The following is a 14,360-nucleotide window of genomic DNA, read 5'->3' on the forward strand; positions in this document are numbered from 1 at the left end:
CCCATAATATAAACTTTATTTATAATACTGACCTATAATGGACTCAATTATCTTTTTTCTACACTTACGCCTTCACTAACATTATTACTCGGATGTGTAATGATAATATCATCAACACTTAAACCAGAAACAATTTCTGCAAAGCGATCATTTCTTCTGCCAACTTCAACAGATTGCAATACAGCAATACCCTCAACAACTTTAAATACAGACCAAACTTCATTTTGCCTAAATAAAGAAGATAAAGGGACTTTAATGACATTTTCAGCACGTTCAATGATAATCGCAGCCTCAACTCTAAAAGCATCGCCAAGAGCCCCCCACTTTTCAATAGGGTCAACAAAATCTAGAATTACATTAACTCTTTGTTCTTCAACACCAAGTGCTGATATTTTAGTGAAACCAGAAGGCTCCACCACTCTCACGCGCGCTCGGATCTCCTGGTTTCCTCCCCAGCGTTTTATTAACGCTTCATGCCCAGCTTTTACTTTAACAGCGTTAGTTGATAGCATTTCAATATTAATTTCTAAATCACTAGGGTTGCCAATTTCGACTAAAGCAGTACCTACTGGAACAATACTTTCACTTTTATGAAGTATTCGAAGTACACGACCGTCTACTGGAGAGTGGATGCATATATGGCAGTTGTCTTCTAAATTATTCACTGAAGAGTGGCTAGCAAGTTTAGCTTCTTCAGGCTGTAATAGTTTAGCCTTAGCAGCTTGTAAACGAGAAAGCATCACTTCTTTGTTAGATACTGCGGTTTCCAGCTCTGCTTTTAATGTTTTTAAACGAAGTTCAGCTCTTTCAAGCGTCGCTTTAGATACACTATTTTTTTTAAATAACTCTTGAGTACGTTTGTAATCCGCTTGATCATATTCTAGCTGAGCTTTAGCTTGTTTTACTCTAGCATTGGCTAATGCAAGAGCCGCTTTAGCGCCGTCAACATCTGCTTTTGCTTGTGTTTCAGAACGCTTATCTAAAAAACGAGGGTTAGCAGGATACATATTTGCAATAATAGTTTTTCCTGCTGTCACTATATCACCAGGCTCACTATCAATTCGAGTAATACGACCATCAATTGGTGTTGATACAGTATAAATATCATGAATTCGAGTTTTTCCTTCTCCTTCTAAAGTCACGAGTAAATCACCTTTGCCTACCTTAACCATATCTACCTTTAGTGGTTCAGGAATAAATGCATAAACCAATAAAATTAAAAAAGCTAATGACAACACAATTTTTAATATCGTCTTAAATGTTTTTACTGTCACTATTCGACTCCTTTTTGTGCACTCACCAAGTCAATTTGATCAACTTGACGCCATACCAAATAAAAAGATAAAACTGCACTCATTAAAGTAATTAATGCAGCTCCACCATAAGTACTATGATTAATTTGAAAAGGGATACGAAAAAGCTCGCTTTCCATTGAAGCAGTCATTCCAAAAGCCAAGCTATTTCCAAACCAAATTCCTAACGGCAAAGAAACCAATGTGATCAAACCTAGCTCACCAAATAAAATATAAGCAACTTCTTTTCGCGTTAACCCCAAGACTCTTAAACTGGCTAACTCTCTGCCACGCTCTGACAAAGCAATTCTAGCCGTGTTATAAATTACTCCAAAGCTAATAAAGCTAGCAAACAAAATATTAGTAGATACCATTTTAAGTAAATTTTCGGCCATTGTGTCTTCAAAAATTTTTCTTAAAACAGACACAATATTTAATCCCATAATTGCCGGGATCTGTTTTAATTTTTTATACAATACAGCCGCATAAGTAGGATCAACCATTACAGATGCACCAGTCATTTTAGGTGGTGAATCTAGAATATGATTTAACTCATAAAAATTCATATAAACACCCATACCAATAAACTCAGGCGTTACACCAACGACAGGAATTTTTAAAACGGGCCGCTTCTCTTCGAGCACTTCAACGGTTAAAAAATCACCAATATTAATATGTAATATTTCAGCTAGTTTTTTATTAATCACAGCACCTTTTTGCGGCATTGGTACTGCCTTAAGCTGATCATCAATCACCCGATATAAATCAGAGTTAGGCACTAAACCTGTAATTGAACCTCTTTTTTTATAATGTTTAAACTTTAAGTATGCTGACACATTTCTAACGGGCTCAACAGCTAATACACCGGGCATTGCTTTAATTTCTTCAACCGCTTTAATTGGTTTCGCTTCAGAAAAAGAAAAGTTAACATCCTCTCTTTGTGTCATATCATATTGAACATCCATTAAATAACTCATCGAATCTTCCATAAAAAAGCTAAATATTAAAATAGATAAAGCTAACGCCATACCTATTGCAGAAAACAGAGCTCTTACCGGTCTTCTTTCAATTTGTCTCAACACAATTCTGCTTAAAAATGAAAGGTATTGATGCACGCCCAATCGTTCTAAAAAAGTCTCCTTAAACTCAGTAGGGCTTTCTGGACGCATCGCTTCTGCTGGAGGTAAGTTAACCGCATTACGGATAGCAAATAACGTCCCTATTACTGCTGCCAACAAACAAAATAAAACAGCGAAAATCATCACTTCAACAGAAAAACTATACTGAAGTATTGGGAAATGAAAAAACTCTGTATACATTTTTGTCATACCAGCTCCCATCCATGCACCAAGTAATAGCCCAATTAACGAACCTAAAGCAGTTATGACTAAAACCATTTTTAAGAAATGCAATGAAATTTCCATATCACTGTAACCAACAGCTTTTAACATACCAATTTGCTCACGCTGAGTCGCAACTTGACGAGACATCACAACATTAATTAAAAAAGCTGCGACACTTAAAAAGATAATGGGAGCTAAAATCCCCATGCTGTTCAATTGGTTTAATTCGTTCTCCACAAAAAAATTAGAGACTTGCTCATCTCGAGCGTAAGAAATCAAACCACCATATGGCTTTAAAATGTCATCAATTTGTTCTTTTATTTTTTCTAAATTGGCATTTCTATCAGCTTTTAAACTGATATCATTAAACGCACCTTTCATATTAACGGCAGCTTCTAGAGAGCGCCTGCTCATCCAAAAAACGCCAAAGCGTTTTCCATCGGGCATCAATGCACCAGGTGCCATGCTGTAAACATATTCAGGAGAAAGCACAACACCAACAACTTTCAAGTTTCTTCTATATCCATTCATAATGATGGATATCTTATCGCCTAACTCTAACTCATGGGCATTAAAAAAACTTTCATCTGCCAAGATAGCACTTTCTTCATTGGGGTATAACATTCTTCCTGAACGAAGATATAAATGGTTTAATAAAGGAGAATGACTATCTGGTAACGAAATAACTTTTCCTGTCACTGGTTCACTCATCTTTGGCATTTGTAAAGTAGCTCCAAAGACTACCCGACTTTCTGCCACAGACACCCCATCAATTTCATTAATACGCTGTTTTACCGATTCTGGCGCTCGTTTAAGAGAAGCAAATACATCAGCAAACTGATAACGATCATAGTAAGTATCTCGAGTCAGCTTAAGGCTATCTAATACGCCAAATGTAATAATAAATACGGCGATCCCTGCAGCCATTACCAAAACAATAGCAACCATCTGACCTTTTATATTCCAGGTATCTCTCAATAGTTTTTGATTTAAAGCGCTAATCATCACTCTGTCCGTTATTACCAGTTAATAGCTTCGGGTGATTTTCTAGATTCATTAATTTTAACTTGACTCACATTGCCATCAGCAAAATAAATAACTCTATGCGCCAGCTCAGCGATGGAAGCATTATGCGTAATAATAATGCAGGTAGTGCCATACTTTTGATTGACTGCCATTAAAGCTTTTAATACAACAATACCTGTTGCACTATCTAATGCTCCGGTAGGTTCATCACATAACATCACCTCTGGCTGCTTTGCTAACGCGCGAGCAATGGCTACTCGCTGTTGCTCACCACCTGACATCTGCGCAGGAAAATGTCGAGCTCTTTCCTTAAGTCCCACAATTTCCAATGCTTCCATAGGATCCATAGGATCTGGTGCTATTTCAGTGACTAAAGCCACATTCTCTAAAGCAGTCAAACTGGGTACTAGATTATAAGCTTGAAAAACAAAACCAATGTTTTCTCGTCGATAGTAGGTCAACTCACGGTTAGTTAAAGCTGCTAAGTCTTGACCTCTAAATAAAACATGCCCAGAAGTCGCTTGATCAAGCCCTCCTATTATATTGAGAAAAGTAGACTTACCACTTCCTGAAGGTCCAAGCATAACAATCAACTCACCACTGGGAATTTCAATATCGACCCCGCGCAACGCATGTACCTGAGTCTCACCAGAAACATAAGTCTTTTTCAATGATTCTGTCTTAAAGCTATATGTCATTTTCTGCTGCTTCATTTCACACCTAAAGCCAATAATTCACTAATTTCTTCTATTTTTTATGATTCTACCAATTAATAATGAAGACGTATTGATCGAGTACAAAGGTTCATGCTTTCTAAATATAACAAAAAGAACCTACCCAATTCACTTGTTCTCCCCTCTTCTTAAATATGTAACATACAATGCTCAATCAATCAGACGTAGTCTTCAAAAGCGAGTTATAAACAAGATATGACGACGCAGTTAATTAATGATATCCTACCGCCAACACATTCAAGAGCAACTTCTTCTTATAAATAACCTGAAAAGATATAATTGACAAGGAACTTACAATTGGAAACCATCATTCATTATGCTGAAAAGCTTCCTTTTAGTTTACTGGATTACATTGTAATTAGCCTTAACCTGCTCATTTTTCTATTCGCCAAATACATCATTAATAAATCTCATAGTGCGAGTGACCTATCAATTACTCGCAACCGCATGGTTGGGTTACGTTCAATCAACTTAGTTCTATTCGCTATTTATGCATTCACAGGTATTGTAGAAATACTATTTGGATTTAAAATATCTCATCTACAAAATATTTCCCAAACCGGGCTTACAATTTTAATTTCTTACGTTGTTTTTCATTATGTGCAAAGCTGGATTATTAACCGATTTGGAAAACAAAAAGAAATCGATGGAAACATGTATCTTGGAGAATCTTACGCCAGTGAAATTATTGGCTTAATTGGATTAATTATTGTTGGCTCTATTGCTTTACTAGTCATCATTAATATTTGGGAATTAAACAGTTGGTTACAAGCGACTTCTGTACTAGGTGGGATTTTATTAATTTTGTTTGCTTCCAAAGAATATTTTTTGGGCGATATGATTAATGGTTTAGTCATGCATTATAATAACTCGGTAGAAGCAGGTTCAGTTATTAGAGTAAAGGAATTTGATTTAATTGGCGTGGTTATTCAGATTACACTATCACAAACAATCATCAGAGATTTAATTCAAAAACATGAAATCACAATACCCAATACAAAATTAAGAAATGCAACTGTTGAAACAATTTCTAACTGTGGAAAAAATGGTTTCAGAGATTTTTTAGATTTTAAAATAGGTTATGAGCAATCAGCTGAAACCGTAAAGACATTTCTAGAAAAAGTGTGGCAACAATCCGTTGATATAGAAGCAGGGATAAATGGTGATGCTAAACCAAAGATTGTTGTTATTGATAATGGTGACCATGCGGTTACCTGGCGTCTGCTTTTTTATATAAAAAACCCTTATCGAATGCTCGATTCACGTAATACTGTACAAACAATCGCATTTGAATTGAGTCGACAAGAAAAGCTCGGCTTAAACACGCCTGTTACTCACCAAATACTGAGTGGCTCTATCATTTAAAATGCCACTCAGCAATTATACGACTTGAAAGGAAATACAATATGATTGAAAGAATAGAAACGGCTACGCGAATGAGCCGTATTGTAAAGCATAATGGCACTATTTATTTATGTGGGCAAGTCTGTAAAGACTCAGAACAAGGTATTACAGAACAAACGACTACAATGCTAGAAAAAGTCGAAGAGCTTCTCGATAAATCAGGAAGTGATAAAGCGCATATATTATCAGCGACTATTTATATTAAGGATATGCAATATTTTGCTGAAATGAATGCTGTATGGGATGCTTGGGTTCCTGAAGGGCATGCCCCCGCTAGAGCCTGTGTTGAAGCAAAAATGGCTAGAGAAGCCCTACTCGTTGAAATATCGGTTATTGCCGCAGAAAAATGATTAATACTATTTATAGTATTTTACAAACAGCCAACATGACATAGTTTTTAACAGCATGTTGGCTCATTCATATTTATTTTAATCAATTAACTTTCTTCACTTTTCTTTTTTCGACTATTAAGCAACCGAACTGTATATATCTAAATATATATATTTAGATATATACAGCGTACACAGATAAATTAAAAGTACAAATTTTAATTTATAAACTAATTAACCAACTGAATTCATACCAAGAGACATGTCAGAAAAAACTACAACATAAACAAAATTTAAATTGATGAGGCACTTACTCAATATAAAAAATCTCTATATAAAATAAAAAAAACAACTTGCAATAAAAAGAACAATGACCCTAAAAAAATAATGATAATCAAGTCACAAAACAGTTAAGAGTAAAGAATTTTTTATAAATAGTTAGTAAATGGTAGCTTAAAATCATGCTGTCAGTATGTGCATATTTTGTAGTGTTCAATCATCATAAACTAGTTTTATAAAAAACAATTTAACTTTTACTTTTAATAAGCAAAATGGAAAATGGAGAAACAAATGACAAGCAATATACTTCGACTCGAATCTAAAATAAAAGAACTATCAGACAAGTTAAATACTCATTCTTTTTTAGAACGTTGTCGAGCGGGAACGATTACATTAAATGAATTAAAGCATTTTTTATTACAACATGGACTCTACAGTACTTATTTTACTCGCTATTTATGTGCGATGATGTCTAGCTTGCCCAAGAATGAGTATGTTATGGAGCTATCTGAAAACTTATTTGAAGAATTAGGTTTAGAACCTAACAGTCCTAAACCTCATCATATTATTTACCGTGAAATGCTGGATAGTTTTTCTCTTCAACTAAACCCTCAAAACATAAATATAGAAACTCAAATATTGATTGATACAATGTTTAATCATTGTCGAAATACCAATCCAGCTTTCGGGTTAGGTGCATTATGTATAGGTGCAGAAGCAATTGTACCAACATTATATTCAAGTATTATTGAAGGGTTTAGACATAATGGTGTCAATGATGAAGAAATAGAATTCTTTTTATTACACGTTGAATGTGATGATGGACACGCAGAAACACTCAATAATATAATGCATGAAATTGCTGACAATAACGAAGAACAATTAACCAATATGTTTAAAGCAGGTGAAGCGTTAATTGATGCAAGACTAGAGTTTTTCTCAGCAATAGAGAAACAAGCTATTGCAGACCAAAATGCGGCATAAATTAATTATGCTGTAAAAGTAAAAACTATTACTTAAATAAGGAAGTAAAAATGAGCAACACTTTAATCATGGAGAAACAAGCTTTAATGCAAAAAAGTCGTACAGAAATGCAAAATAAGCTAACTATACAACCTCGAAGTAAAAAACAAAAAGTTGCATTAACTTGTAGAATATTATTTTCACAGGGTCACGATTCTGGGCTTGCAGGTCAAATCACTGCACGAGCCGAACAAGACAATGAATATTATACTCAGCCATTTGGCTTTGGTTTTGATGAAATTTCGACGAGTAACCTAATCAAAGTGAATCAACATCTTGAAGTTATCGAAGGTGATGGTATGCCTAACCCCGCCAACCGATTTCACTCTTGGATCTATCGTGCTCGGCCAGATGTTCAGTGTATCATTCATACACACCCAATTCATATTTCAGCCTTATCAATGCTTGAAACACCTTTAAAGGTATCCCATATGGATGCTTGCATGTTGTATGATGACATCGCTTTTTTAGAAAAATGGCCTGGTGTACCTGTTGGTAACGAAGAAGGAGAAATAATTTCAAAAGTATTAGGAAATAAAAGAGCGGCTTTATTATCACACCATGGTTTAGTTATTGCAGGTAGCTCAATAGAAGAAGCCTGTATGCTAGCCATTCAATGCGAACGCGCTGCTCGTTTACAACTTTTAGCACAAAGTTCTGGAGAAATAAAAGAAATAGACCCTGAATTGGCTAAAGAAGCACATGATTGGATACTTCAAGAAAAACGCTCTCAAGCTGGTTTTGAATATTTTTCACGACGAATATTAAAACAACAACCAGATATTATTTAATATCATTATAGAGGTGAGCGATTTATTTCGAATAATTCAAACCCCCCAACCAACATGGTTACTCTTCTTAATATAAGGAGAGTAATCTCAATACTTTATTTAAAGCTTATAGTGCTTCTCATATAGAGACTCCTTTCTCCAACCACTGTATTATTACCTTTGCCAATATTACAATATTCTAGATCGCTTTCATTTTGAATGTTTTCACCGTAACAAACTTGATTAACATCATCACTTCAAATATAAATCCTGGTCATAATCACCATTCATGTTATTGACCTTGAAACAGAACAGGCCACAAATGGTTATTGCTAGACTATGACAACCAATTGAATGACTGAAAAATACCGCTTTAAGATTAACCAGTATATACTTAATTAGTATTCATTAACTATCAATACAGGTTATTAGCTTTAAAAGAGTGTTATTGAGAATAAAGTAGTATGAATTATGAATAAAAATACGTGGTTTTTACCAGAGTTAAAAAACTTACTATTAATTACCTTTGGCTCAACGTTACTTGCTAGCGGGGTCACGCTTTTTCTACTACCCGCAAAAATTGCAACCGGAGGCACGCCCGGTATGGCAATAATTGTACATTTTTTAACATCTATATCAACAGGAACAGCAATGTTACTAATTACTGTTCCTCTATTGATCGCTGGTTTCAAGTTTATTGATCTTAAATTTGCCCTACGCAGTTTATATTCAATTATTGTTACTTCAATATTGGTTGACTTTCTTCCATTAGTATTGAATTTTCCATCAATAAATAGCCTGTTGTTATCAACATTATATGGCGGTATTTTTGTTGGTGCAGGTGTTGGTTTCATACTTAAAGGCCATGCTTCAGCAGGTGGCACAAGTATTATCGCCAGAATCGTTAGCCATTATTCGCATATTAAACCCGCTCAAACCATTCTGATTTTAGATGTTTTGATTATTATTACAATTAGCACCATTTTTTCAAACTTAGAATTAGCCTTATGGAGCATGTTAAATATTTATGCAACAACACAAGTAATTGATAAAATTTTAACCGGTACAGGCAATGAAAAAACCATTCATATAGTTAGCCATCAAACACAACTAATTGGTCGTGCTATATCAGAACAACTTGAGCGAGATGGTACTATTTTATCGGGTAAAAACCTTACTGTAGAAGCAAAAAAATCAATCATATTTGTTGTTGTAGAAGCTAGAAGGCTCCCTCAATTAAAAAGTATTGTGTTAGAAATTGATCCACAAGCACTAATGATAGTGATGGAAGCATCAGAAATAATGGGAACAAGCAGAAGGCTTACTTAATATGAGTTGGATTAACATGCCAATATGGAACATCACCAAAATACTGCGCTAAAAAATCAATCAGACTCCTGACACGTTGAGATAAGTGTCTATTTTGAGGGTAAACAGCATAGGCATTAACGATTTGGTTATCGATATAATCGCACATTAATAGCTTTAATTGACCCGCTCTAATCGCTTTATAACAAATAAAATCAGGTGAAAACAATAAACCTTGTCCCTCGATGGCGGCTTGACATAAATAGTCGCCGTTATTAGCCGTCACAATTGCTGGCACTTTAATATTAATCTCTCTTCCTTCTGGGCTTCTAAACTCCCAATGCTCTTTGGCAGATTGATAGTGAAGTTTGACATGTCCTTTTTTTAATTCTTCAGGAGTTTTGGGCTCGCCGTATTTAGCTAAATAAACAGGGCTAGCACACAAAATTAAGCGAATACTAGTCAGTCGCCTGGCCATTAAGCTTGAATCATTTAAGTGAGCAATTCGAATCGCTAAATCAAAACCTTCCTCCACTAGATCGACTTGACGGTCATTAAAATCAATATCAAAGAAGACATCTGGGTTAATTTCATTAAACTTTCGAAGAGCTTGCCCTAAATGGCTCAAACCAAAAGAAAGTGGCGCAGCTATTTTAATTCTGCCAGCTAATGCACAATTTTTATCACGAATACCTGACTCAATTTCAGCCACATCATCAATGATCCTTATGCACTGTTGATAATAACTCTGACCAGATTCTGTCAGCTTTTGAGTTCGTGTAGTGCGAGTAAGCAATGTAACACCTAAACGTTTCTCTAACTCCGTTAAGCGCCTGCTAACCGCTGATTTCACCATACTTAGCTGTTCAGCTGCTTTACTAATACTACCAGCCTCAACAATTCGAACAAAAGTACGCATATCTTCAAATTGATTCATAACCATTTACCTAACAAACACTTGAAATGCTAATTGCACAGCTCTTAGCTATTAAAGACCCGCTTCAATATCTATTGTTCTCATTTATAGAACAGTAAATTCAAATCTAACCTGTTTATCTATTTTATGTCAACTGTAAAATAACACTTACTCAATTAGCTAAAGTAATTAAAGCAACCCTGTTAGGAAATAGCGTAAAACCATTAAAGCGAGACTCTTTTTTACTCTATATCTATAACTTGTGCTTTGGTCTACTGCCAATAGGCAAATCTTATCAATTGATAAGCTTCTTAAGCTTTATCTTAATTGATATAAACATACAGTATCAGTGGGGAATAAAATGAACAACGACAGCATATTACATATCAATTCAAGCAGCCGTTACAACGAGTCAATTACCAGACAACTTTCTCAAATAGTTGTAAAGCAGCTTTCAAAGAATCAACCAGAGCTAAAAGTAATTGAAAGAGATCTAGCCACTGGACTCCCCTTTATTGATGAACAGTGGATAGCAGCTAACTTTACCCCTGAAGAAGAAAGAACAGATAAACATAAAGAAACACTCAGCTTTTCTGATCAGCTAGTTTCTGAGTTACAGCACGCGAAACATATTGTCATAGCTTCTCCCATATATAACTTTAATATTCCCGCCGTATTAAAAGCTTGGATCGACTTAGTTGCACGTGCACGTTTAACGTTTAAATATACCCATAAAGGTCCCGTGGGATTATTAGCTGATAAAAAAGTCTATTTGGTTATTGCTTCAGGCGGAGTTGAAATTGGGAGTGACACAGACAGCGCTTCTCGCTATTTGAAACAAGTATTAGCTTTTATCGGACTAACCGAATTAACTTTGATCGATGCCTCAAAAGTCAATCTAGAAAACACTCCTGAAAAACCGACAACGGAAGAAGTAATAAACAATCTCATTTTAACTTCAGAGGTAAATTAACATGTCTGCTATTCGAGAAGTAGAAAACATTATTAATGGAGTAAAAGTATCTGATGGAGACGGTGTTCAGTTAACACGAATAATCGGTTCTCATCATTTAAATATGTTAGATCCTTTTTTATTATTTGACTACTTTGGTTCAAATAAACCTCAGGATTATATCGGCGGTTTTCCTCCACACCCGCATAGAGGTTTTGAAACAGTAACATATATGCTAGCTGGAAAAATGCGACATCAAGATAACGCAGGAAACACAGGCGTAATTGAAACAGGCGGTGTCCAATGGATGACAGCAGGAAAAGGAATTATCCATTCAGAAATGCCTGAACAAGAAAAAGGTTTACTGGCAGGTTTTCAACTTTGGATAAACTTACCAGCAAAACATAAAATGACAGTCCCTAAGTACCAAGAAAAAACATCAGCGGAAATTCCACAAGAAATCAGAAAAGATAAAACTTTAATTAAAGTGATTGCCGGAGTAACCAGCCAAGGCACTAAAGGCATTATTGAAAGTCAATTTGTACACCCCATTTATTGGGATATTCAACTGTCAGAACAAGGAGTATTTACTGAGCAAATTCCAGATGAACACAACTCATTTATTTATGTCATTCAGGGCCAAATAAGTATAGGTAACAAACAGATAGAAGTTTCAAGCGGACAAATAGCCGTGCTAACTCAAGGTAATATGATATCATTAGCGACCAAACAACCAACCCGCATACTATTGATAGCAGGCAAACCAATCAATGAACCTGTTGAAAGAGCAGGCCCATTTGTTATGAATACTCGAGATGAAATTTCTCAAGCATTTTCAGATTATCAAACTGGAAATTTTATTTAACTAGCTCATATAATATTATTCAGCATTAGCACTTTTAACTTTAAAAGCGTTAATGCTTTTTCAACTTCATTTAATATAAAAACTTACGCCCTGCAAAAAAAACAATTTCATAATTTTTTCTAAAAACTTCACTCTATTTTTTAACCACAAAAAAATAGCATAACAATTAAAAACACAAAAATACGAGAACCATTCCTCTCTATTTTTGTAATTATTCACACCTTAATATTTATTTGAGATAGAAGCGCTTTTGTTATTTTTTCGTGAAGCCATTGTGAGATTTTCGTGAAACTTTCCATCTAGTCTAACTTCAACTCAAACAACAAAAACAACAGAAACCAAAAACATCAAAACACCAAAAATCAGGAAAAAGAACATGACCAATTCAAAAACGAGTAGAAACAAATACTATACACCTAACAAATTCAAAGATTTTGAATTCAACAAGCCTGAAGCCATTATTAAAAAGAAAAATATAACTCATCATCCTAGCAACCATTCAGCAAGAAAAAACATATTATTAGAACCATGTTTTTTAAAAGAACCAATAAAAAAACTATCACATACAGAGCAGGTATTATTTGAAAAGTATGGCAAAGGAAAAACTCAAAACATACCATATCAATTGATTCACAAAGCATTTGAAAAGCAAGCAAAAAAACATCCAGGTCAAATTGCAGCAACTCACTTAGGTAATGCTATCACCTATGCAGAACTAAACAGACAGTCAAGTGATTTGGCATTATTGTTATTGGAACTTGGCGTTTCAAAAGGCGATAATGTTGCTTTGTTTTTACAACGTTCTATACCAATGCTAGTTGGCATGATTGCTATCCTTAAAGCCGGCGCCTGTTATGTACCTCAAGATGTCAACATTAGCCCAGAAAATCAATTAAAGCATATTATAGATATTGCTCAAATTGATATCATATTGACACTAGCCAATTTTAAAAATGAAATTTCTGTTTTAAACAATAAAAAATCAATTGCTATCGATGAGTTTATGACTAACTCATTATTACATCAAAATTCAAATTATCATAATACGTTTAACTTAGAACAAACAAGTTCTCCTAATGATAATTGCTTCTTACTTTTTACTTCAGGCACAACAGGAAAACCTAATGGTGTTCAGGTCACTCATAAAAACTTATGCAATATCGTTTTATCAAAACCAGGTTCACTTGGAATAAAAGAAGGCACTAAAGTTTCTCAAATTTTAAACATTGCATTTGACATGGCTGCTTGGGAAATTTGGGCATGCCTTGGACACGGAGGTACATTGATAATTAGAAATAAAAATATACAATCGGCAGTACAGTTTGCTGAAGTAGTCATTGCAACACCAACTATCTTAAGTAGATTAAATATCAATGACTGTCAGCAGGTAAGAGTAGCAGCCGTTGCAGGAGAGCCTTGTCCAAAACCGTTAGCCGATACATGGGGAAGCTTTTGTCATTTTTATAACTCATGCGGTCCAACAGAAACTACTATTGTTAATACCATGGGGTTATACCTGCCTGAAAATAATCAGTTAACAATCGGAAAGCCAACACCTAATAATACAGTATATATTTTAGATAAAAATAAAAAGCCTTGTAAAATAGGCGAAGTAGGTGAAATGTGGGCGGGAGGAGATTGTGTTTCAGCCGGTTATCTCAATAATGCTCAATTAAATGCTCAACGCTATTTTCCCGATCCTTTTTTAGGTAAAGGAAAAAGAATGTTTAAAACAGGAGATCTCGCTCGTTGGACAGAAAACGGAGAACTAGAACCGTTTGGTCGAATTGACGATCAAGTTAAAGTCCGCGGTTTTCGAGTCGAATTAGATTCGGTTTCATCACTATTAGAGTCAGTTTCACCTTGCAAAAAAGCACTCACCTTAAAGTTTGATGACAATAGCCTTGTCGCTTTCGTCACGCCTAAAACAGTCAACATTCAAAAAGCACTTGAAACGGTCGCCTCATCGCTACCTTACTACTGTGTTCCAAAATTAATTATTCCAATGGATGAGTTCCCAATGACTGATAGAGGAAAAATAGACAAACGAAAAATGTTAAAAACCGCTATCAAAGAGCAAGAAGAAAAAAATCAAAAAACATTAGGCGAGGATAAATAA

12 protein-coding genes are annotated in these 14,360 nt (G+C 34.9%); 8 read left to right on the plus strand and 4 right to left on the minus strand.

Annotated features, from left to right (window positions below):
• Positions 1-47 precede the first annotated feature (47 nt).
• The 3 genes from ACT5E3_RS19290 to ACT5E3_RS19300 are packed head-to-tail and all read right to left on the minus strand — an operon-like array spanning position 48 to position 4,374.
• On the minus strand, positions 48-1,274 hold the full coding sequence (locus ACT5E3_RS19290) for an efflux RND transporter periplasmic adaptor subunit (RefSeq protein WP_444995187.1): 1,227 nt from the start codon (positions 1,272-1,274) through the stop codon (positions 48-50).
• Positions 1,274-3,640 carry an ABC transporter permease gene (locus ACT5E3_RS19295; RefSeq protein ID WP_444995188.1) on the minus strand — a complete coding sequence of 789 codons (2,367 nt, stop codon included), beginning with the start codon at positions 3,638-3,640 and terminating at the stop codon, positions 1,274-1,276. The genes ACT5E3_RS19290 and ACT5E3_RS19295 overlap by 1 nt, the downstream gene beginning before the upstream one ends.
• Before the next feature lie 14 nt (positions 3,641-3,654).
• Positions 3,655-4,374, minus strand: coding sequence for an ABC transporter ATP-binding protein (locus ACT5E3_RS19300; RefSeq protein WP_444995189.1), 720 nt, complete (start codon positions 4,372-4,374; stop codon positions 3,655-3,657).
• Positions 4,375-4,692: 318 nt separating this feature from the next.
• Here ACT5E3_RS19300 and ACT5E3_RS19305 point away from each other — a divergent pair, with 318 nt between their 5' ends.
• The 5 genes from ACT5E3_RS19305 (at position 4,693) to ACT5E3_RS19325 (ending at position 9,529) form a co-directional block, all read left to right on the plus strand.
• Complete coding sequence (locus ACT5E3_RS19305) at positions 4,693-5,760, plus strand: mechanosensitive ion channel domain-containing protein (RefSeq protein ID WP_444995190.1); 1,068 nt, start codon at positions 4,693-4,695, stop codon at positions 5,758-5,760.
• A 41-nt stretch (positions 5,761-5,801) separates the two neighbouring features.
• Positions 5,802-6,149, plus strand: a complete 348-nt coding sequence (locus ACT5E3_RS19310) for a RidA family protein (RefSeq protein ID WP_444995191.1) — start codon at positions 5,802-5,804, stop codon at positions 6,147-6,149.
• 549 nt (positions 6,150-6,698) lie between these two features.
• Positions 6,699-7,391 (plus strand): TenA family transcriptional regulator, encoded by a 693-nt coding sequence (locus ACT5E3_RS19315; RefSeq protein WP_444995192.1) that lies wholly within the window; start codon positions 6,699-6,701, stop codon positions 7,389-7,391.
• A 50-nt stretch (positions 7,392-7,441) separates the two neighbouring features.
• The gene (locus ACT5E3_RS19320) at positions 7,442-8,221 is read left to right on the plus strand and encodes an aldolase (RefSeq protein WP_444995193.1); all 780 of its coding nucleotides are present in this window, start codon (positions 7,442-7,444) and stop codon (positions 8,219-8,221) included.
• 450 nt (positions 8,222-8,671) lie between these two features.
• Positions 8,672-9,529 (plus strand): YitT family protein, encoded by an 858-nt coding sequence (locus ACT5E3_RS19325; protein WP_444995194.1) that lies wholly within the window; start codon positions 8,672-8,674, stop codon positions 9,527-9,529.
• On the opposite strand, the gene ACT5E3_RS19330 is transcribed toward ACT5E3_RS19325, so the two are convergent.
• Complete coding sequence (locus tag ACT5E3_RS19330; RefSeq protein WP_444995195.1) at positions 9,522-10,445, minus strand: LysR family transcriptional regulator; 924 nt, start codon at positions 10,443-10,445, stop codon at positions 9,522-9,524. The two genes, ACT5E3_RS19325 and ACT5E3_RS19330, sit on opposite strands and share 8 nt — an antisense overlap.
• 340 nt (positions 10,446-10,785) lie before the next feature.
• Between ACT5E3_RS19330 and ACT5E3_RS19335 the strand changes: the two genes are divergently transcribed.
• From ACT5E3_RS19335 to ACT5E3_RS19345, 3 genes are all read left to right on the plus strand, one after another.
• Entirely contained in the window at positions 10,786-11,397 is a 612-nt protein-coding gene (locus ACT5E3_RS19335; protein ID WP_444995196.1) for an FMN-dependent NADH-azoreductase, read from the plus strand.
• Between the two features lies 1 nt (position 11,398).
• A complete protein-coding gene (locus ACT5E3_RS19340) occupies positions 11,399-12,241 on the plus strand; it encodes a pirin family protein (protein WP_444995197.1) in 843 nt (280 codons plus the stop codon).
• Between the two features lie 376 nt (positions 12,242-12,617).
• Positions 12,618-14,360, plus strand: a complete 1,743-nt coding sequence (locus ACT5E3_RS19345; RefSeq protein WP_444995198.1) for an amino acid adenylation domain-containing protein — start codon at positions 12,618-12,620, stop codon at positions 14,358-14,360.

Source organism: Aliikangiella litoralis (genome assembly GCF_052495765.1).

Coding starts and splice junctions, on each gene's coding strand:
- ACT5E3_RS19295 (WP_444995188.1), bottom strand. CDS start 3,640: ATGATTAGCGCTTTAAATCAAAAACTATTGAGAGATACCTGGAATATA.
- ACT5E3_RS19300 (WP_444995189.1), bottom strand. CDS start 4,374: ATGAAGCAGCAGAAAATGACATATAGCTTTAAGACAGAATCATTGAAA.
- ACT5E3_RS19310 (WP_444995191.1), top strand. CDS start 5,802: ATGATTGAAAGAATAGAAACGGCTACGCGAATGAGCCGTATTGTAAAG.
- ACT5E3_RS19315 (WP_444995192.1), top strand. CDS start 6,699: ATGACAAGCAATATACTTCGACTCGAATCTAAAATAAAAGAACTATCA.
- ACT5E3_RS19320 (WP_444995193.1), top strand. CDS start 7,442: ATGAGCAACACTTTAATCATGGAGAAACAAGCTTTAATGCAAAAAAGT.
- ACT5E3_RS19325 (WP_444995194.1), top strand. CDS start 8,672: ATGAATAAAAATACGTGGTTTTTACCAGAGTTAAAAAACTTACTATTA.
- ACT5E3_RS19330 (WP_444995195.1), bottom strand. CDS start 10,445: ATGAATCAATTTGAAGATATGCGTACTTTTGTTCGAATTGTTGAGGCT.
- ACT5E3_RS19335 (WP_444995196.1), top strand. CDS start 10,786: ATGAACAACGACAGCATATTACATATCAATTCAAGCAGCCGTTACAAC.
- ACT5E3_RS19340 (WP_444995197.1), top strand. CDS start 11,399: ATGTCTGCTATTCGAGAAGTAGAAAACATTATTAATGGAGTAAAAGTA.
- ACT5E3_RS19345 (WP_444995198.1), top strand. CDS start 12,618: ATGACCAATTCAAAAACGAGTAGAAACAAATACTATACACCTAACAAA.